Raw genomic sequence first — 18823 nt, 5'->3', positions numbered from 1 at the left:
GGAAGGCTCACCGATGAGCACCTGGCAGGACACGACACCACCGCTGCGAGCGGTCCGCACCCGGCGCGCGGTCGCGTCGCTGACCGGCGGCCTCCTGGTCGCCGGTCTGGCGACGGCGCCCGCGACGGCCGCTCCCGGCACGGCCCTGGCCGCTCCCGGCACGGCCCTGGCCGCTCCCGGCACGGCCGCGACGACGGCGGTCCCGAGCGCGACGACCGCGGCTCCGGCTGCGGACGTCACCGTCCGTCCGGACCCGTCGTACGCGGGCCAACCGTTCGAGGGCTGGGGGACCAGCCTCGTCTGGTTCGCGAACGCCACCGGTGACTACCCGGACGAGATCCGGGACCGGCTCGCGGACATGGTGTTCGGCGACGAGGGGCTGAACCTCAACATCGCCCGGTACAACGTGGGCGGCGGCAACGCCCCGGACGTGCCGGACTATCTGCGGGCGGGCGGCGCCGTCGACGGCTGGTGGAACGCCCCTGAGGGCACCACCCGCGAGGACGTCGACTGGTGGGACGCCGAGGACCCCGCCGACTGGGACCCCGACGCCGACGCCACGCAGCGCTGGTGGGTGGACCGCATCAAGGACGACGTGACGCACTGGGAGACGTTCTCCAACTCCCCGCCGTGGTTCATGACGGAGTCCGGCTACGTCTCGGGCAACTTCGACGCGGACGAGGACCAGCTCAAGCCGGAGAGCATCGACGACTTCGCGCGGTACCTGGTGGGCGTCACCGAGCGGCTCGAAGACGCGCACGGCATCGACGTGGACACGATCGACCCGTTCAACGAACCCAACACCGACTACTGGGGCACCCAGCTCGGCGCGGACGGCAACCCCACCGGCGGCCGGCAGGAGGGCGCCCACATGGGCCCCGCGCTGCAGCAGCAGGTGCTCCCGGCGCTGGCCTCGGCCCTGCAGGGCTCCGGGACGGACGCCGTGATCTCGGCGATGGACGAGACCAACCCCGGCCGGTTCGCGAGCAACTGGAACGCCTACGCGCCCGAGGTCCGGGACCTGGTGGACCAGCTCAACGTCCACACGTACGGCACCGGCCAGCGCACCACCGTGCGCGACATCGCCAAGGGCGAGGACAAGCCGCTGTGGATGAGCGAGGTCGGCGGGTCGTGGAGCAGCACGGGCCAGGACTTCGAGTCCATGGAGTCCGGCCTGGGCAGCGCCCAGCACATCGTCGACGACCTGCGTGAGCTCGAGCCGTCCGCCTGGGTGTTCTGGCAGCCGGTCGAGGACTACGACAACATGGCGCCCGGCGGCGAGAGCCCCGAGGGCGGCAACTGGGGCGAGATCCAGATCCCGTTCTCCTGCACGGCCGAGGACACGCTGGAGACCTGCCCGATCTACACCAACACGAAGTACTGGGTCACCCAGAACTTCACGCACTTCATCGCGCCCGGCGACCGCCTGGTCGGGGTGGACGACCCGAGCAGCACCGCCGCCGTCTCCGCCTCCGGCGACCAGGCCGTCGTCGTGCACGTCAACGACGAGACGTCCGCGCGCACGGTCGCTCTGGACCTCTCCGGCTTCGGTGAGCTGGCCGACGGCGCCACCGTCACGCCGGTGGTCACCGACTCCGGCGGCTACCTCGTCGAGGGCGACCCCGTCCCGGTCGAGACCGACGGCGCGGCGCGCGCCACGCTCACCGTGCCGGCCGAGTCCGTGACGACGTTCGTCGTCGACGGCGTCTCCGGCGTGGCCGACGACGCCCCGCTGGCTCAGGACGGGCACGTCTACCGGATCGACGGCGTGCAGTCCGACCGCTCGCTGGCCCCGGCCGGCGACGGCGTGCAGATCGTCACCGACGACCCCGCCGCGGCCGACCAGCTGTGGACGCTCACGGACCTGGGCGCCCCGGAGGGCTCGGGCTCGCACCGCACGCGGTACGCCGTGACGAACACGGCCACCGGCGAGCAGCTCGCCGTGGACGCCGACACCTCCGCCGTGCTGGTCGAGGCGCCGGCGGACCCGGCCGACACTCCGGAGGCCGCACGCTGGATCCTGTCGACCACGGGCGACGGCACGTACACGCTGGTCAACGCGTCGTCGGGCACGCTGCTCGAGGTGGGTGGCCAGGCCACCGCCGACGGCTCGCCGGTGGGCACCTACCTGGCGAACTCCGGCGCGAACCAGCGCTGGGAGATCCTCGACGAGACGCTGCTCGGGACCGAGCCCGTCGACGCCTTCACCACGCCGGGCGCGGCCCCGGAGCTGCCGGAGTCGGTGACGCCGGTGTACCCGGGCGGCGCGGGCGACGCCCTGCCCGTCACGTGGGACGTCCCGGAGGACTCCGCGTGGGCCGAGCCTGGCACCGTGGAGGTCACCGGCACGGTGACGAACCCGGCCGGTGGCACGGTCGCCGCGACCGCGACGGTCACCGTCGACGTGCTCGCCTCCACCCGCACGGCCTCGGCGTCCACGTACGCCGGTGGCGTGCCGGAGCTGCCCGCCACGGTGACGGCCGTGACGGCCGGCGGTGTCGACGTGGAGCGCGCGGTCACCTGGGAGCAGGCGGCCGACGGCGTGTACGACGAGATCGGCGTCGTGCAGCTCTCCGGGACCGCCGACGCCGGGGCGGGCGACACCCTGCCCGCCACGGTGCGCGTGCTGGTCACCGAGCCGGGCGAGGCCAACGCCGCGACGGCGGACGGCACCACGGTCGAGGCGACGTACACCGAGCCGGGCTACCCGGCCGAGCGCGTGGTGAACGGCGACGTGGACGACAAGGGCTGGTCCAACTGGCGCTCGGGCGACAAGAACCCGACCGACACCCTGACGTTGACCCTGCCCGAGCCGCGCGACGTCACCGGCGTGGACGTGCACTTCTACGTCGACGGCTCGCACCGGAGCTGGGCACGGACCGTCCAGGTCGAGGCCCGTGTCGACGGCGCGTGGCAGGCCGTCGGGGACCCGGCCGAACCGGCGTCCGGCGCGGAGCCGGTGGCGGTCGACGCCGACGTGCGCACCGATGCCGTGCGGGTGGTCATGACGGCCCACGAGGCCACGCACCTGGTGGTCAGCGAGATCGAGGTGCTGGCCAAGGTGCCCGGGGACCCGTCACCCGTGTGGGACGCCGACGCGACCTACACCGCCGGCGACGCGGTGTTCCACGACGGCTCGTACCACGCGGCGCAGTGGTGGACCCGCGACGAGCCGGGCAGCAGCGTCTGGGGCTCGTGGCAGGAGACGGTCCGCGCCGCGTCGGGCGAGGCCCTGTGGACGCCGTCACGCGTCTTCATCGCCGGCGACGTCGTCGTGCACGACGGCGAGACGTACGTCGCGCAGTGGTGGACCCGCAACCAGGAGCCCGGCGACCCGCACGGCCCCTGGGCGCCGAGGTAGTGCCGAACCCGCCGAGGTAGGGCCGAACGCGCCGAGGTAGGGCTACCTCGGCGCGTTCGGCACGACCCCGCGCCCGGCGCGGCGCTAGCGTGGGCCGCACGTTCCCGCGGGGCGGGACGACGGCGGCCGGAGGGTAGCGATGAGTGCTGACGAGACCGTCGGGGTCGTGGGTGGCGGCATCGTGGGTCTCGCCGTCGCCCGGGAGCTCCTGCGGCGGCGGCCCGGCACCCGGGTGGTCGTCCTGGAGGCCGAGGACCGCCTGGGCGCGCACCAGACGGGCCACAACTCCGGCGTCGTGCACGCCGGGATCTACTACCGGCCGGGCAGCCTCAAGGCGCGCCTGTGCACGCGGGGCCGTGACCTGCTGCGGGAGTACTGCACCGAGCACGACCTGCCGTACGACGAGGTCGGCAAGCTCGTCGTGGCGGTCGACGCCGCGGAGCGCGGCCGGTTCGACGCCCTGGAGCGGACCGCCCGGGAGAACGAGGTGCCCGGCCTGCGCCGCCTCGAGGCGGCGGAGATCGCTGACGTCGAGCCGCACGCCGTCGGCGCCGCGGCCCTGCACTCGCCCCGGACCGCGATCACGGACTTCGTGGCCGTGTGCGCCCGGCTCGCCCGGGACGTGGAAGCGGCCGGCGGACAGGTGCTGCTCGGTGCGCGGGTGACCGGCGTCCGGCGCGAGGGGCCCCGCGTCGTCGTCTCCTGCGGGGACGCCCGCCACCCGGTGGACCGCCTCGTGGTGTGCGGTGGCTTGCAGTCCGACCGCCTGGCCGGGCTGGTCGGCGGCGCGCGGGGCCCGGTGATCGTCCCGTTCCGCGGCGAGTACATGACGGTCCGCCCGGCCAAGCGCGACCTGGTGCGCGGCATGGTCTACCCGGTGCCCGACCCGCGCTACCCGTTCCTGGGCGTGCACTTCACCCGCACCGTGGCCGGCGAGCTGGAGGTCGGTCCCAACGCCGTCCTCGCCCTGGACCGGGGCGCCTACCGACGGCTCGCGATGAGCCCGCGGGACACGGCAGCCGTGCTGGGGTGGCCCGGCTTCTGGCGGATGGCGGCCCGGCACTGGCGCACCGGCGTGCGGGAGATGTACGGCTCCGCCGTGGCGTCCGCCTACCTGCGGACCGCGCAGCGGTACGTCCCCGCGATCGGCAGCGCCGACGTCGTGCGGGGGCGGACCGGCCTGCGCGCCCAGGCCGTCGAGCGCGACGGTTCCCTCGTGGACGACTTCGTCATCGAGACGTCCGACGGCGTCACGAGCGTGCGTAACGCACCGTCGCCCGCCGCGACCTCGAGCCTGGCGATCGCGGAGCACGTGGTCGACCGCATGTATCTCTGACCGGAGGCTTGAGCCTGGCTCCCGCCGCCCCGTCGCCGTGCAGATCCGCCCCCGACACGGCAAGGTGGCGCCATGTCACGGGCTGTGGACGACCCCGCGCCGGGTCCTGCCGTGGACGGGGCCGGTGCGTCGCGCACGAGTGCGGCACGTCGCCGTCTCGTCGTCGCGGCGCTCGTCGGGGTCGCGCCGGTCGTGGTCCTGGCGATCGTCGCCCCGGCCACGGTGATGCCCTGGTTCCTGGGGATGCTGCCGGCCCTCGTGGCGGGCATCGCCTCCCTGCGGCGTGCCGCGGTGGTCGCCACCCTGACGGGGACGCTCGCGCTGGTGGCGCCGCTGGCCGGGTCGCAGGTGTGGTCGGCGACGGTCCTCATGTCCGTGGTCGCTGCGGGCCTCGGGCTGGCGGCGGGTCGGGGATGGTCGTCCGGTGGGGCGCCGGCAGCCGCGACGCTGGCCGCGCTGACCGTCGCGCCCCCCGCCCTCACGACGGCAGACCCTCGCACCCTGGAGGGCGCGCTGCCGATCGCCGCGCTGGTCCTCGCCGGCGGGCTGTGGACGGTGGCGACGACCACGGTCCTGACCCGCTCCGTGGAGCGGCGTCCGCGGGCGCCGATGAGCGGGCCGGAGACCGCCTGGTACACCGCCGCGCTCGTGGGCTTCACCGCCGTGGGGACCTGGTGGGCCATGACGTACTTCCCCGGCACCCACTCCTGGTGGCTGCTGCTGACCTTCTACATGGTGATGGTGCCGCGCACGGCAGACATCACGGCGCGCGCTCTCGCCCGCGCCGCGGGCACGGTGCTCGGCGGGCTGGTGATCGTGACGCTGGTCGCCCTGGACGCGTCCGGGGAGGCGCTGACGGTCGCCGTCGTCGCCGGTGCCGTCGGGGGCGTCGTGGCCTATCTGGTGGCGCCGTACTGGGTCTACACCGCCTTTCTCACGCTCACCGTGGTCGGCCTCTCGGCCGGCGGGGCGCCGGTGGCGGGGGCGGAGGCGCGGGTGGGACTCACCCTCGTCGGTGCGGGGTCGGCCGCGGGCATCCTGCTGCTCGTCCGCGCCGTCGGGTCCCGGGCACGGCGCACGGGAGACAGGTCCCCGGGCTGACCGGCGCTGATAATCTCCGGGTGTGATGAGCCATGCGTGAGTCGACGGTGACGATCCACGACGTCGCACGGCACGCGGGCGTCTCGGCCGCGACGGTCTCGAACTTCTTCAACTGGCCGGACAAGCTGTCGGAGCGGATGAAGGCCCGCGTCGACGACGCCGTCACCCAGCTCGGGTTCGTGCCCAACATGCCTGCGCGCCAGCTGCGCCGGCAGCGCAGCGGGATCGTCGGCCTGAGCGTCGTCAACGCCTCCAACCCCTTCTTCGCGGGGATCGCGACGGCGGTGGAGCAGGTCGCGGAGGAGGCCGGCCTCTCCGTGGTGGTGGGCTCCTCCCACGAGTCGGCGGACCGCCAGGAGAAGTTCCTGACCCTGTTCGAGCAGCTCCGGTTCGACGGCGTGGTGGTGGCGCCGTCGGACGACGAGCTGGAACCGCTGCGACAGCGCCGCGACCGCGGCACCCCGGTGGTGCTGGTGGACCACGAGGACCCGGACGGACGGTTGTCCTCGGTGTCCCTGGACCACCGAGAGGGCGGGCGGATCGCCGCCGAGCACCTGGTCACGGCCGGGCGCACGCGGCTGCTGTTCGCGGGCGGGCCGGAGGGCGTGCGCCAGGTCGCCCGCCGCCTCGAGGGCTGCCGCGAGGTGGTCACCGGCATCGCGGGCACCCATCTCGAGGTCGCCCGGTCGGCGGACCTCGACCTCACCGACGGTGAGGAGATGGGCCGGTGGATCGCAGGGCTCGAGCCGGCGGAGCGCCCGGACGCGGTGTTCGCCGGCAACGACCTGCACGCCATCGGCCTGGTGAACGCCCTGGTCGGCGGCGGGGTGCGCGTGCCCGACGACGTCGCGGTGGTCGGCTACGACGACATCCCGTTCGCTGCGCGCGCGGCCGTCCCGCTGACGACGGTGCGGCAGCCGATCGCCGCGATGGGCCGGGCCGCGGCGCGGTTGCTGCTCGACGAGATCGCCGAGCCCGGCCGCGAGCCCCGCGACGTCGTCTTCCCGCCGGAGCTGGTGGTCCGCGGCTCGGCGCCCTGAGTCTGCGGCCCCGCTGCGGCGCCACCCTTCGCTGCGCCGCCGCCTCGCGGGTGTCTTCTCACGCGTGGGTGGGGTGCTCGTGGTCCGGGTGCGTGTCCGGCTCCACCTGGAACGTCGTGTGCTCCACGCCGAAGTGGTCGCGGACGCAGTCCTGCAGCTCGTCGAGGATGCGCCCGGCGTGCCCGTCGCGGAAGCACCCCGTGTCCACCACCACGTGCGCCGAGAGCTGGGGCAGCCCCGTCGCGATGAGGGAGGCGTGCACGTCGTGGATCTCGCGGACGTGGTCGACCCGCAGCAGGTGGGTCCGCACCTCGTCGAGGTCGAGCCCCGCCGGGGTGGACTCCAGCAGCACGGCCCCGGTCTCGCGCAGCAGGCGCACGGCGCGCGGCACGATGAGCGCACCGATCACGAGCGCCGCCACGGTGTCGGCGTACAGCCAGCCGGTCGTGGTGATGACGACGGCGGCGACGATGACCGCCAGCGAGCCGAGGGCGTCGTTGAGCACCTCCAGGAACGCGGCCCGCAGGTTGAGGTTGGCGTTGCGGCGCGAGGCCAGCACGGCGAGCGCCGCGACGTTGCCGAGCAGCCCGATCACACCGAAGACCACGAGCTCGTCGCCGGGGATCTCGGGCGGGTCCTGCAGCCGCTGCACCGCCTCGACGAGCACGAAGACGCCGACGGCGAGCAGCACCGCCGCCTGCGCGAGGGCCGCCAGCGCCTCCGCACGCCGGTAGCCCCAGGTGCGCCGCGGCGTCGGCGGGCGCAGGGCGACGTGCGCGGCGAAGAGCGCGATGCCCAGCCCGCCCGCGTCGACGAGCAGGTGCGCCGTGTCGACGAGCAGCGCCAGGCTGCCGGTCAGGACGGCGCCGACGACCTGGGCGACGACGATCGCGGCGGTGATGCCGAACGCGACGGCGAGCCGGCCGCGGTGGCCGCCCTCGGGTGGCGCGTGGCTGTGACCCGCGTGCCCCATCAGTCGTGGTCCTCGACGAGCTCGCCCTCCCAGGCCTCCAGGCCCTCGTGCACCGCGAACGCGGCCACGACGAACCCGGCGAGCGGGTCGAACCAGGCCTGACCCGTCCACCAGAACGCGAGCAGGCCGGCCAGCGTCGCCACCGACAGCCAGACGCAGACGCGGGTCTCGGCGGCGTCCGCGAGCACGAGCGGATCGCCGAGCGCCCGGCCGACGCGGTACTTGGCGGCAGCCAGCACCGGCATGATCACGAGCGAGGCGACGAGCACGCCGAGCGCGAGCGGCGAGGTCTCCGGCACGGCCCCGGTGACGAGCGCGCGGATGCCCTCGGCGGTGACCCAGGCCGCGAGCAGGAAGAACGTGGCGGCGACGGCGCGCAGCGTGCGGTGCTCGCGGCGGAGCTCGGCCGGGTCGGGCTCGCTCGGGTCGGGCTCGCCGGCCCCGGCGGAGTCCCGCCCGGCAGCGCCGCGCCGGAGCCGCGCGGCCAGCCGCATCGCGACGAGCACGGCGGCGGCGGTCTCGATCCCGGAGTCGATGCCGAACCCGATGACGGAGACCAGACCGGTCGCGACGCCGGCGCCGATCGCGACGACGCCCTCGACCACGTTGTAGGCGATGGTCAGACGTGCCAGGCGCAGGCCGCGCCGGGTGAGGGCCGTCGTCGTCGGCGTGGCGGTGGCGCTCATGCCGCGGTCTCGCGCTCCTCGTGCGACGGCGCCCCGCTCGCACAGGTGCAGTCCGGCCCGCAGCAGTCGGGGTCGACGGCGAGGGTGAGGCGCAGGAGGTCGCCGAGCGCGTGGGCGAGGGCCGGGTCGCACAGCCGGTACTCGGTCCGGCGGCCGTCGCGCCGGGTGGTGACGAGCCCGCAGCCGCGCAGGCAGGCGAGCTGGTTGGACATCACCTGACGCGACACGCCGAGCCCGTCGGCGAGGTCGGCGGGGTAGCCCGGTCCGTCACGGAGCGCGAGGAGGATGCGCGTCCGGGTCGGGTCGCCGAGCGCGTGCCCGAGGCGGGCGAGCGCAGCGGTGTGGGTCAGCGTCACGGTCTCCATGAGGACGACAGTACAGCCACTCATGTATTCAGGGAAGCGTGTACCGCACAGCTATCGAGCGAGCACCTCGGCCAGCCAGTCGATCGTGGGCGCCAGGAGCTCGGCGTCGAACCGCGGGTCGGAGTGCTCCGCGCCCTCCAGCCACGTCACCCACGGCTCGACCCCGCGGGCGCGCAGCGCGTCGACGAGCAGGTGCGACTGCCCGGGCGCGACGGTGCAGTCGGCCGTGCCGTGCGCGATCGCCACCGCAGGCAACGGCGGGGCGCCGTCGTCACCTCCGGCACCGCCGTCGCCGTCGCCGTCGCCGTCGCCGTCGCCGTCGCCGTCGCCGTCCGCGGCGAGGTGCGGCAGCGGACCGGCGAGCGCGGCGAGGTCGGGCGCGGTGCGCACGGGCGAGCCCACGTAGCGCGACTCGGGCGAGTCGTCGGCGGAGTGCGACGACGGGGCGCAGCCGATCTGGGCCGCCTGGTCGTCCATCGCCAGGAAGTCGGTCGGGCCGAACCAGTCGACCACCGCGGCGATCGGCGCCGTCGGCCCGGGCGCGTCCGGAGCGGCCGGGGCGTCCCAGGGTGCGAGGCGTCCGGAGAGCGCCCCGACGACGCAGGCGATGTTCGCCCCGGCGGACTCGCCCCAGAGCACGATCCGGTCCGGGTCGATCCGCGCCTCGGCAGCGTGCCGCCGCAGGTGGCCGACGGCGGCACGGGTGTCGTCGACGGCGGCCGGGAACGGCGCCTCGCCGGACATCCGGTAGTCGATGCTCGCGACGGCGAACCCGGCGGCGAGCAGCGCCGCGACCTTGGGGGCCACCATCTCGCGCGAGCCGTAGTACCAGCCGCCACCGTGCACGAACACGACCACCGGTGCGGGCCCGGTGGGCGCGTCGGGCAGCCACAGGTCGAGCCGCTGGCTGGGGGAGTCGGCGGCGTAGGCGACGTCGGCGACGGTGGGCGGTGGAGCGTCGATGGTCACGGCCCGACGCTACCGTGACGCTGCAGGTGGTGGCGCAGCTCCCGGCGGGCGCGGTGCAGGCGCGACTTGACGGTGCCGACAGGGACCCGCAGCGCCGCGGCGACCTCGGCCTCGGGCAGGTCGTCGACCAGGGCGAGGTGCGCCACCTGGCTCTCGACAGGGCCGAGGCGGGCCAGCGCGTCGACGAGCGCCAGCCGGTCCGCGACCCCTGGTGCGTGGTCGGGCACCACGTGCACGTCAGCCGAGGCGGTGGACGCGGCGTGCACGACGAGGCGGTCCTGACGCAGGCAGCGGCGCCGCTCGTTCGCGCAGAGCCGGCTCGCGACGCCCCGGAGCCAGGGCCACACGGTGGTCTCGACCCGCACGCTCGCGCGCCGTCGCCACAGGATGGCGAAGACGTCGGCGGCGACACCGCCGGGGTCTGCCCGCGCGACGCCCCGCAGACGGGCAGCAGCGGTGCGCAGGACCCGCTCGTGGTAGCGGCGGAAGAGCAGGGAGAAGGCGTGCTGGTCGTCGGCGCGCACCCGTGCCCAGAGCTCGGGGTCCGTCGCGTCGGGGCGCATGGCGGGCCTCCTGCGGGGATGTCGCGGCGGCCGCCCGGTGCGGCGCGCACACCCAGCGTGCAGCGCTCGGCGCCGGACCGCAAGGGTCTCGCTGACCTTCCGGTAGGTCAGTCAGTCCGACGCGGCGGGCTCACCGCGCCCGGACGCCGTCGAGCAGGGTGCGCCAGAGGTCGTCGAGCCGGTCGACCGGGTCGACCGGGTCGGCCACGCGCCGCGCGAGCTCCTGCATGCCCAGGAACGTGGCGACGAGCTGCCAGGCGAGGGCGTCGACGTCGATCCCGGCGCGGACCTCGCCCGCCCCGACCGCACGGTCGAGGCAGCGGCGGACCACGGCGATCCAGCTCGTGAAGGGGTCCGGGAGCTCGGTCTCCGGGCCCTGGCGGGTCAGCCGGACGGCCGCCCGCAGCACGACGTCGTCGCGGAACCGGCCCACCACCTCCACGGAGAGCTGCTGCAGGGCGTCCAGGCCGGTCAAGCCGTCCTCGTCGAGCGACCGCAGGATGGGCTCCCAGACGTCGGCGCCGGCACGTGCCACCTCGGCGGCCAGCTCCGCCTTCGACGCGAAGTGGAAGTAGACCGATCCCTTGGTGAGCCGCAAGCGGTCGGCAATGCGAGCGACAGAGGTCGCGGAATAGCCGTGGGCGTCGAACTCCTCCGCGGCGGTCTGCAAGATCGCCGCGCGGGTCGCTGCCTTCTGTCGTTGTCGTGATGTTGCGGCCACCGATATTTCCTTCGCTGCCGGCCGGTGCGGGGACGCCTGGAATGGCGGCGTTCCTCCCCGGACCGTAGCGCGATCGGAATGGTCGCTCCTCGTGGCGCGCGGGACGATTTCGCGGAACGCCCGGCCGCCGGTCCCGCATTGTCGGACCTACCGGGGTGAATGGGCAGAATTCACTGACCCAACAGAAGGTCAGTCAATCACCGAGGTGGATCTCGCCGCGGGCCGCGACCAGGCGGTCCTGCAGGACGGAGACCTCGACGGTGTCGCCGTCGGCCGTGGCATAGACCTCCGGACGCGGTGTGTACTCGACGAACCGGTCGATCGCCATCGAGGCCCCGACCGCCGTCCGCCCCGGGCGCAGCAGCGCGGCCGCCCGCAGCGCCGCCGCGACCAGCGTGTGGCCCGACACCCGGTCCAGGGTGGGGTCCACCTGCGCCGGGTCGTCCGAGTCCCAGCCGATCCGGCCGAGCAGGCGGTCCCCGCGCTGCTGCAGCACGTCGAGCGGCGACGCGTCGTGGCGGACCGGCGCGGATCCCGGCGCGGGGGCCTCGCCCCGCACCACGGGGTAGGTCTCGGGGTCGATGCACTGCACGGCACCGCTGCCGTGGGCGATCTCCCGGGAGCCCACGCGCAGCGTGAGGGAGGCCTCGAAGGCGCCGGTCGCGCCGCGTCGCCGACGCCGAGCGTGCACCTGGGCGAACGCGGTGGCCGCGAGCGCCCCGGTGTCCGGGAGCCGCGGTGGCCGGCCGCTCCACCGGAACGCGACCCGGCGCATGCTCAGGTGGTGGTCCGGCGGCACCTCGAGGCCCTGCCGCGCCAGGACCACGCCGACCTGCCGCACCACCTCGAGGCCCGTGAGGAACGGGGCGGTGACGCCGGGCGGTGGTCCCGGTCTCGCCAGGATCCGCACCGGCAGGTGCCACCTGTCTGTGCCGGCCGCCGTCGGGCCCCCCACCTGGATGCCGCCGGCCGCCGTCGCGCCACCCTCCGGCGCGCTCACGGTGCGACCTCTCGCCAGTTCCCCATGCTCACGGATGTCCGGCCGGCGCGGATCGGTTCGCGCCGGCCGGCCGCCGGGCCGTGCGCCGGCCGGACGCTCAGGCCGGGACGGTCGTGCGCGTCGCGGCGTCCAGCAGGGTCTCGGCCGCCGCCCGCGCGTGCCGGGCCGCGTCCGCGTCGCCCGAGACGGCGGCCACCGTCTGCGCGCCCTCGGCGAGGAGGACGATCTGCGGTGCCAGCCAGGCCGGGGCGCCGGCGTCGGCCACCAGGCGGGCGACGTGCTCGCCGAACGCCGTCTTCTGCTCGCGGACGACGGCGGACGCCGCGGCCGAGCCGGGGCCCATCTCGCCGTAGGTGTTGATGAAGGCGCAGCCGCGGAAGGTGGGCTCGCGGAACCAGTCGTCGAGGAAGTCGAAGATCGCGAGGAGCTGCTCGCGGGCCGTGGCCGCCGGATCGGTCACGGAGGCGATGCCCGCGTCCCACGTCGTGCGGCGCTGCTCGAGGACGGCGACGAGCAGGTCCTCCTTGGAGGCGAACATCGCGTAGATGCGCTTGAGCGGGACCCCCGCCGCCGCGCGCACGGCGTCCATGCCCACGGCCCGGACCCCACGGGCGTAGAACAGCTCGTCCGCCGCGGTCACCACGCGCTCGCGCGCCGTTCGCTCGTCGGTCATGTCAACGCCTCCCACAGTTCGCTCCGCACCACTTGCGCGGAGAACGATCGTTCTCTACTGTAGCGGACAGCGGGAGAACGACCGTTCTCCCACCGTCGAAAGGTTCGGACCATGGGCTACGTCAACGTCGGCCGCGAGAACACCACCGACATCGAGATCTACTACGAGGACCACGGCAGCGGGCAGCCCGTCGTCCTGATCCACGGCTACCCGCTCGACGGCAACAGCTGGGAGCTGCAGGCCCGTGAGCTCCTCGACGCGGGGTACCGCGTCATCACCTACGACCGCCGCGGCTTCGGCAGGTCCAGCAAGGTCGGCACCGGCTACGACTACGACACCTTCGCCGCGGACCTGGACGCCGTCCTCGAGACCCTCGACCTGCGTGACGTCATCCTCGTCGGCTTCTCCATGGGCACCGGCGAGCTGGCCCGCTACGTGCGCAACCACGGGCACGAGCGCGTCGCCAAGCTCGCGTTCCTCGCCTCGCTCGAGCCGTTCCTCGTCGCGGCCGACGACAACCCCGACGGTGTCCCGCAGTCCGTGTTCGACGGCATCGCCACCGCCGCCCGCGAGGACCGGTACGCCTGGTTCACGCAGTTCTACCAGGACTTCTACAACCTCGACGAGACGCTCGGGTCGCGCATCAGCCAGGAGGTCGTCACGGCCAGCTGGAACACCGCGACGGGCAGCGCGCCCGTCGCCGCCTACGCCGTCGTCCCGGCGTGGATCGAGGACTTCCGTGAGGACGTGCGGTCGGTCCGCGCCGCGGGCAAGCCGTCGCTGATCCTGCACGGGACGGCCGACAAGATCCTGCCGATCGACGCGACGGGACGGCCGTTCCACGAGGCCTTCCCGGAGGCCGAGTACGTCGAGGTCGACGGTGCGCCCCACGGGCTGCTGTGGACCCACGCCGCCGAGGTGAACGAGGCGCTGCTCCGCTTCGTCCGGGCCTGAGGCACCGGTGCGCCCCGGGACGCTCAGGTCCCGGGGCGCACCAGCCCCGTCTCGTACGCGAGCACCACCAGCGCGGCCCGGTCGCGGGCGTCGAGCTTGGTCAGCAACCGGCTCACGTAGGTCCGCGCCGTGGCCGGCGACAGGAACAGCTCCGCAGCGATCTCGGCGTTCGTCAGCCCCCGCCCGACGGCGCCGAGCACCTCGCGCTCGCGCCCCGTCAGGGCGTCGAGCGCTCCGCCGTCCGACGGCGGTGCCCCGACCGCGACCGCCCGCAGGACGCTCGCCGTCACCGCCGGCGAGAGCAGCGAGTCACCGGCGTGCACCGTCCGCACCGCGGCACGCAGGTCCGACGGCGTCACGTCCTTGAGCAGGTAGCCGGCGGCCCCGGCGCGGATCGCCGCGAACACGTGGTCGTCCTCGTCGAAGGTGGTCAGCACGAGGACCCGCACGTCCCGCAGCGCCGGGTCGGCCACGATCTCGCGGGTGGCCTCGATGCCGTCCACGTGCGGCATGCGGACGTCCATGAGCACCACGTCCGGGCGCTCCCCACGCACGAGGGCGAGCCCGGCGCGACCGTCCGCCGCCTCGCCGACCACCTCGATGTCGCCGTCGCGCTCCGCGAGCGGGCGCAGCCCGGCGCGCACGAGCTCCTGGTCGTCGACGAGCACGATGCGGATCACGTATCCAGTGTGGCGGACGCCTCCTTGAGCCTGTCCCAGGAACACCGTGTCCACTGGTCGGGCAGCGCCGACCAACCAGTTCAGGGAGTTCCCTCGCATGTCGATCGATCACGATGACCGCTCGAAGCCGACCTCGACCGGTCTCGCGTCACCTGCTCGACCAGGCTGGCCCGAGATCATCGTCGGCACGCTCGCCGCGGTCGTCGCCCTGCTGGCGATCCGGCTGTTCGGCCTCCTCGGCATCGACGAGGACCCGGTGGTCCACGGACTGGTCCTGACCGCGTGGTCGGGAGTCGCCGGCCTGGTCGGCTTCACGGTCGCGGCCCTCGTCCGGATCCGGTCCTGGGGTGCCTTCAGCGTGCGTCGCACCAGCGGGCGCTGGGTGCTGCTCGGCGTGGCGGCCGGCGTCGCCGCGCTCGTGCTCAAGGGCCTGGTCAACACCGGGATCATCGCGGTGACCGGGTTCAGCGCCGACCCGCAGGGCGACTACTACGACGCGGCCGGCGGCGGTGTGCTGCCCCTGATCCTGACCTTCGTCTTCCTGACCGTGCTCACCCCCGTCGGCGAGGAGTTCTTCTTCCGCGGCGTCGTGACCAACGCACTGCTGCGCTACGGGCCGGTCGTCGGCGTCCTGTCCAGCTCGGTCTTCTTCGCCCTCGTCCACGGCATCAACATCGCGCTGCCCTCGGCGTTCGTGGTGGGCGTCATCGCCGCCGAGGTCATGCGCCGTAGCGGGTCCATCTGGCCCGCGGTGATCGTCCACGCGGTCAACAACGCCGCACTGCCCCTGCTCGTGCTGCTCACCGGGACCTCCGGCCCCGCCGTGTGAGGCTGTCAGGACGGTGGACCTACCGCGACGCACCTGGACGGGCAGCGGCCTAGCCCTCCAGGCGGGCGGGGAGCTCTGCCAGCACCCGGAACCCGCCCGTCGGCGTGTCACCGGCGCTGAAGGTACCGCCGAGGAGCGCCGCCCGCTCGGCCATCCCGGCGATCCCGGCGCCGGTGCCCCGGCCGGCCCCGGCCGCCGCGCCCGAGCCCGTGCCGTCGTCGGACACCGTGATCCGCAGGCGCCCGTCGGTGACGACGAGCCGCACGTGCGCCGACCGCGCCCCGGAGTGCCGCAGCACGTTCGTCAGCGCCTCCTGCACGATCCGGTAGGCGGCGGCGTCCACGGTGGCGTCGATCGAACCGGCGGGGACCTCGACGCGCGTCGACACGGCCAGGCCGCTCGCCCGCGCCGGCTCCACGAGCGCGGCCAGCCCCGCGGGCCCGGTCGCCGCGGGCAGGACGTCCCGGTGGTGGGTGCCCGGCCGTTCGTCGCGCTCGCCGCCGGGCCCACCGCCCGGCCGCAGCGGTCGCCGCAGCACCTTCACCGTGGCGCGCAGCTCGTGCAGGGTGCCCGACGTCGCGTCGCGGACGTGCCGCAACGCCGTCCGGGCGGCGTCGTCGTCGCGACCGACGGCCTCGGTCGCGACGCTGGTGTGCAGGGCGACGACGGAGAGGTTGTGCCCCACGACGTCGTGCAGGTCGCGGGCGATGCGCATGCGCTCGGCCTGGAGCCGTTGGTCGGCGGCGCGGGCCTGCTCGGCCGCCGTCAGGGCGCGCACCACCTCGGTGTGGCCGCGCGCGACCCGCGCCAGCCGCACCGCCACCCCGAGCGCGACCGCCGCAGCCACCAGCGCGATGTTGGTGACCAGGTCGTAGACCGTCAGGTCGGCGGACGGGTCGGCCTCGTCCGTCACACGGAAGAACGTGGCCACCACGATGAGGACGGCCCCGGCCCCGACGGCCCAGCGCGTGCGGTCGCGCTCCGCCGCCGCGTAGAGGGCGGCCACGGCGGGCAGCGCCATCCCGATCGGGGCGAAGCCGAGCGCGTAGTACGCGAAGATCGCCAGCACCGTCGCCACGAGCATCACCACGGGTGCACGACGGCGCAGCAGCACCAGCGCCCCGAACCCGGCGGCGAAGAGGTACGCGCCCGGCCCGTGGGGGTCGAGCCCGCCGACGGCCGTCCCGGAGCCTTCCGTCCCGGCGGCGTCGGCCGCCACCACGACCGCGAGGACGAGGGCCATCGCGAGCGCGAGGACGACGTCGGTCACCCAGGGCGACGGCGTCGCGGCGTGGGCACCGGCGTCGTCGTCGACGGCAGGGGCGGTCCTGGGCACGAGCCCCAGCGTAGGGCTGCGTCGTGCGCCTCGCCCTTCCCGCCGGGGGTCTCTCGGGGTCGGTCGGGGTGAGATGTCGCCCCGGGGCGACACCAGGTGACGCTCCGGGGCCGATGTGGCCGGCCGGGGGCACCGGGGAGCGTGGGAGCCATGACAGCACAGCATCCTTCTCAGCACTCTCCTCGGCCGGCGTCGCACCAGTCGGCCGGTGTCCGATGGCCCCTCGTGGCCGGCCTCGCCGCGATGGCGCTCCTGTGGCCGCTGACCGGGCTCACCGGCGTCGGCGGCGGCGGTCCCGGCCGGGCGTTCGCGATCATCGGCATCACCGCCGTCGTGTGGGTCGGCGTGGTCGGGTTCGGCCGCGTCCCCCGCCCGGTGCTGACGCTGACCCTCACCGGGGTGGCCTTCGGCATCGTCGCGACCGTGACGTCGATGTTCCTCGGCGACCCCGGCCTGCTCGGCGACGGCGCCGCGCCGTGGATGGTGGTCCCGGCGCTCGCGATGGACGCCTTCTGGGGGTTCGTCGCCGGCTTGCTGGCGCTCGCTGTCCAGCGCGGGCTGGCCGGGACGGACCGATGACCGCCCGTCGCTGTGGGTGCACGACACGCCGTGACGTCGCCCGGGGCCACGGCGCGTCGTGCACCCACAACGTCGGGGCGGGGGCGCGGAACCGCGCCGTCGTCGCCGGCGTCGCGACCGTGGTGCTGCTCACCGCGGCGTGCGGGGCGCTGCCCGGCTCGGTGACGTCCGTGGACGCCGTCACGTTCGACCAGGAGCTGGCGATCCCGCCGCTCGCGGAGTCCGAGGTGGTCGACGGCGTGCGCACCTTCTCCCTGACGGCGCAGGAGGGCACGACGTCGTTCGCGCCGGCCACGGAGCCCGGCACCCAGACCGAGACATGGGGGTTCGACGGGGCGCATCTCGGCCCGACGCTCCGCGCCGAGCGTGGCGAGCGCGTCGCCGTCGACGTCGCCAACGACCTGGACGAGGCCACCAGCGTGCACTGGCACGGCATGCACCTGCCGCCCGCGATGGACGGCGGACCGCACCAGGAGATCGAGCCCGGCGGCACCTGGCGCCCGACGTGGGAGGTCGACCAGCCCGCCGCCACGCTCTGGTACCACCCGCACCCGCACGGCGAGACCGAGGAGCACGTCTACCGCGGGCTGGCCGGGATGTTCATCCTCGACGACGACGCGACCCGCGCCGCCGACCTGCCGTCCGGGTACGGCGTCGACGACGTCCCGGTGATCGTCCAGGACAAGGTGTTCGACGACGCAGGGCAGCTCGACCTGACCGACGACGGCGGGGAGCCCGGGACGCTCGGTGGCGTGGTCATGGCGAACGGCACCGTGGGCGCCTACCACGAGGTGACCACCGAGCGCGTGCGCCTGCGCTTGCTCAACGGGTCGACGGCGCGGACCTACACCTTCGGGTTCCCCGACCGGTCGTTCGACCTCGTGGCGAGCGACGGTGGCCTGCTCGAGGCGCCGCTGGAGCTCGACCAGGTGCGGCTCGCACCCGGCGAGCGGGCCGAGATCGTCGTGACCATGGCGGCGGGGGAGACGACGCGCCTGGCCTCCACCGAGACGGACCTCGGGAGCGTGGCCGTGCCGTTCGCGATGGGTGGCGACGACGCGTTCGACGTCCTCGAGCTCCGGGCGGCCGACGAGCTGACGCCGTCGCCGGAGCCCGCGTGGGAGCCGTCGCAGCACGCGGACGGCGACGCCCTCGACGCGGCCGACGCGACGGTGACCCGCACCTTCGAGCTCGACGAGCGCCGGATCAACGGTGAGCGGATGGACCCCGGACGCATCGACGAGGTCGCGACCGTCGGCGACACCGAGATCTGGGAGGTCCGCAGCACCGTCCCGATGCCGCACAGCTTCCACGTCCACGACGTGCAGTTCCGCGTGCTGTCGATCGACGGCGGGCCGCCGCCGGAGGAGCTGGCCGGCCGGAAGGACACCGTCTACCTGGAGCCGCGGCGCACGTACCGGCTCCTCATGCGCTTCGAGGACTACACCGATGGCACGGTGCCGTACATGTACCACTGCCACATGCTGCGGCACGAGGACGAGGGCATGATGGGCCAGTTCGTGGTGGTCGAACCGGGCTCCGACGCCACGCCCGGGCCGCTCCAGGGCGCCGCCGGCCACGCCACCCACTGACCCTTCCCACCTCGCCTTTCGCTGTGGGTGCACGACACGCCGCTGCCCCGAGCGTCGGGGCGGCG

Annotated in this window: 18 protein-coding genes; 8 read left to right on the top strand and 10 right to left on the bottom strand. The window is 74.6% G+C overall.

The window, feature by feature from the left end:
* Positions 1-13 precede the first annotated feature (13 nt).
* From MWU57_RS06600 to MWU57_RS06585, 4 genes are all read left to right on the top strand, one after another.
* A complete protein-coding gene (locus tag MWU57_RS06600; RefSeq protein ID WP_246908179.1) occupies positions 14-3361 on the top strand; it encodes an RICIN domain-containing protein in 3348 nt (1115 codons plus the stop codon).
* A gap of 139 nt (positions 3362-3500) precedes the next feature.
* Complete coding sequence (gene lhgO / locus MWU57_RS06595) at positions 3501-4697, top strand: L-2-hydroxyglutarate oxidase (protein WP_246908177.1); 1197 nt, start codon at positions 3501-3503, stop codon at positions 4695-4697.
* Positions 4698-4769: 72 nt separating this feature from the next.
* Positions 4770-5798, top strand: coding sequence for an FUSC family protein (locus MWU57_RS06590; protein ID WP_246908176.1), 1029 nt, complete (start codon positions 4770-4772; stop codon positions 5796-5798).
* 32 nt (positions 5799-5830) lie between these two features.
* Positions 5831-6838, top strand: coding sequence for a LacI family DNA-binding transcriptional regulator (locus MWU57_RS06585; protein WP_106264241.1), 1008 nt, complete (start codon positions 5831-5833; stop codon positions 6836-6838).
* 58 nt (positions 6839-6896) lie between these two features.
* On the opposite strand, the gene MWU57_RS06580 is transcribed toward MWU57_RS06585, so the two are convergent.
* The 8 genes from MWU57_RS06580 to MWU57_RS06545 all read right to left on the bottom strand — a co-directional run bounded on the left by MWU57_RS06580 (position 6897) and on the right by MWU57_RS06545 (position 12788).
* Positions 6897-7811 (bottom strand): cation diffusion facilitator family transporter, encoded by a 915-nt coding sequence (locus tag MWU57_RS06580; RefSeq protein ID WP_246908174.1) that lies wholly within the window; start codon positions 7809-7811, stop codon positions 6897-6899.
* Positions 7811-8497: a cation diffusion facilitator family transporter gene (locus MWU57_RS06575; protein WP_246908172.1), complete on the bottom strand. Its 687-nt coding sequence runs from the start codon at positions 8495-8497 to the stop codon at positions 7811-7813. The genes MWU57_RS06580 and MWU57_RS06575 overlap by 1 nt, the downstream gene beginning before the upstream one ends.
* Complete coding sequence (locus tag MWU57_RS06570; RefSeq protein ID WP_246908171.1) at positions 8494-8862, bottom strand: helix-turn-helix transcriptional regulator; 369 nt, start codon at positions 8860-8862, stop codon at positions 8494-8496. Before MWU57_RS06570 ends, MWU57_RS06575 begins: the two co-directional genes overlap by 4 nt.
* A 51-nt stretch (positions 8863-8913) precedes the next feature.
* The gene (locus MWU57_RS06565) at positions 8914-9831 is read right to left on the bottom strand and encodes an alpha/beta hydrolase (RefSeq protein ID WP_246908170.1); all 918 of its coding nucleotides are present in this window, start codon (positions 9829-9831) and stop codon (positions 8914-8916) included.
* A complete protein-coding gene (locus MWU57_RS06560; RefSeq protein ID WP_246908168.1) occupies positions 9828-10394 on the bottom strand; it encodes an RNA polymerase sigma factor in 567 nt (188 codons plus the stop codon). Before MWU57_RS06560 ends, MWU57_RS06565 begins: the two co-directional genes overlap by 4 nt.
* Positions 10395-10524: 130 nt before the next feature.
* Complete coding sequence (locus tag MWU57_RS06555; protein ID WP_165800041.1) at positions 10525-11115, bottom strand: ScbR family autoregulator-binding transcription factor; 591 nt, start codon at positions 11113-11115, stop codon at positions 10525-10527.
* A gap of 193 nt (positions 11116-11308) precedes the next feature.
* Entirely contained in the window at positions 11309-12115 is an 807-nt protein-coding gene (locus MWU57_RS06550) for a hypothetical protein (protein ID WP_106264254.1), read from the bottom strand.
* Between the two features lie 97 nt (positions 12116-12212).
* Positions 12213-12788, bottom strand: a complete 576-nt coding sequence (locus tag MWU57_RS06545; RefSeq protein ID WP_246908165.1) for a TetR/AcrR family transcriptional regulator — start codon at positions 12786-12788, stop codon at positions 12213-12215.
* Between the two features lie 111 nt (positions 12789-12899).
* On the opposite strand from MWU57_RS06545, the gene MWU57_RS06540 reads away from it, so the two are divergent.
* Positions 12900-13742, top strand: a complete 843-nt coding sequence (locus tag MWU57_RS06540; protein ID WP_246908162.1) for an alpha/beta fold hydrolase — start codon at positions 12900-12902, stop codon at positions 13740-13742.
* Positions 13743-13765: 23 nt separating this feature from the next.
* Here MWU57_RS06540 and MWU57_RS06535 read toward each other — a convergent pair whose 3' ends face one another.
* Positions 13766-14422: a response regulator transcription factor gene (locus tag MWU57_RS06535; RefSeq protein WP_246908160.1), complete on the bottom strand. Its 657-nt coding sequence runs from the start codon at positions 14420-14422 to the stop codon at positions 13766-13768.
* A gap of 97 nt (positions 14423-14519) precedes the next feature.
* Between MWU57_RS06535 and MWU57_RS06530 the strand changes: the two genes are divergently transcribed.
* Positions 14520-15251, top strand: coding sequence for a CPBP family intramembrane glutamic endopeptidase (locus tag MWU57_RS06530; protein ID WP_246908157.1), 732 nt, complete (start codon positions 14520-14522; stop codon positions 15249-15251).
* Between the two features lie 49 nt (positions 15252-15300).
* Here the strand turns inward: MWU57_RS06530 and MWU57_RS18365 are convergent, their stop codons facing one another.
* Positions 15301-16587, bottom strand: coding sequence for a sensor histidine kinase (locus tag MWU57_RS18365; RefSeq protein ID WP_246908155.1), 1287 nt, complete (start codon positions 16585-16587; stop codon positions 15301-15303).
* A gap of 225 nt (positions 16588-16812) precedes the next feature.
* On the opposite strand from MWU57_RS18365, the gene MWU57_RS06520 reads away from it, so the two are divergent.
* Positions 16813-17166 carry a hypothetical protein gene (locus MWU57_RS06520; RefSeq protein WP_246908152.1) on the top strand — a complete coding sequence of 118 codons (354 nt, stop codon included), beginning with the start codon at positions 16813-16815 and terminating at the stop codon, positions 17164-17166.
* The gene (locus tag MWU57_RS06515; RefSeq protein WP_246908150.1) at positions 17163-18758 is read left to right on the top strand and encodes a multicopper oxidase family protein; all 1596 of its coding nucleotides are present in this window, start codon (positions 17163-17165) and stop codon (positions 18756-18758) included. The genes MWU57_RS06520 and MWU57_RS06515 overlap by 4 nt, the downstream gene beginning before the upstream one ends.
* The last annotated feature ends 65 nt before the right edge of the window (positions 18759-18823 follow it).

The sequence above is a fragment of the Isoptericola sp. S6320L genome (assembly GCF_023015685.1).
Lineage (GTDB): Bacteria > Actinomycetota > Actinomycetes > Actinomycetales > Cellulomonadaceae > Isoptericola > Isoptericola halotolerans_A.
This window is presented reverse-complemented; position numbering and strand designations above follow the sequence as displayed.

Excerpts from the sequence above, each read along its gene's own strand:
- MWU57_RS06600 (WP_246908179.1), top strand. The coding sequence starts at position 14 with ATGAGCACCTGGCAGGACACGACACCACCGCTGCGAGCGGTCCGCACC.
- lhgO (WP_246908177.1), top strand. The coding sequence starts at position 3,501 with ATGAGTGCTGACGAGACCGTCGGGGTCGTGGGTGGCGGCATCGTGGGT.
- MWU57_RS06590 (WP_246908176.1), top strand. The coding sequence starts at position 4,770 with ATGTCACGGGCTGTGGACGACCCCGCGCCGGGTCCTGCCGTGGACGGG.
- MWU57_RS06585 (WP_106264241.1), top strand. The coding sequence starts at position 5,831 with ATGCGTGAGTCGACGGTGACGATCCACGACGTCGCACGGCACGCGGGC.
- MWU57_RS06580 (WP_246908174.1), bottom strand. The coding sequence starts at position 7,811 with ATGGGGCACGCGGGTCACAGCCACGCGCCACCCGAGGGCGGCCACCGC.
- MWU57_RS06575 (WP_246908172.1), bottom strand. The coding sequence starts at position 8,497 with ATGAGCGCCACCGCCACGCCGACGACGACGGCCCTCACCCGGCGCGGC.
- MWU57_RS06570 (WP_246908171.1), bottom strand. The coding sequence starts at position 8,862 with ATGGAGACCGTGACGCTGACCCACACCGCTGCGCTCGCCCGCCTCGGG.
- MWU57_RS06560 (WP_246908168.1), bottom strand. The coding sequence starts at position 10,394 with ATGCGCCCCGACGCGACGGACCCCGAGCTCTGGGCACGGGTGCGCGCC.
- MWU57_RS06545 (WP_246908165.1), bottom strand. The coding sequence starts at position 12,788 with ATGACCGACGAGCGAACGGCGCGCGAGCGCGTGGTGACCGCGGCGGAC.
- MWU57_RS06540 (WP_246908162.1), top strand. The coding sequence starts at position 12,900 with ATGGGCTACGTCAACGTCGGCCGCGAGAACACCACCGACATCGAGATC.
- MWU57_RS06530 (WP_246908157.1), top strand. The coding sequence starts at position 14,520 with ATGTCGATCGATCACGATGACCGCTCGAAGCCGACCTCGACCGGTCTC.
- MWU57_RS06515 (WP_246908150.1), top strand. The coding sequence starts at position 17,163 with ATGACCGCCCGTCGCTGTGGGTGCACGACACGCCGTGACGTCGCCCGG.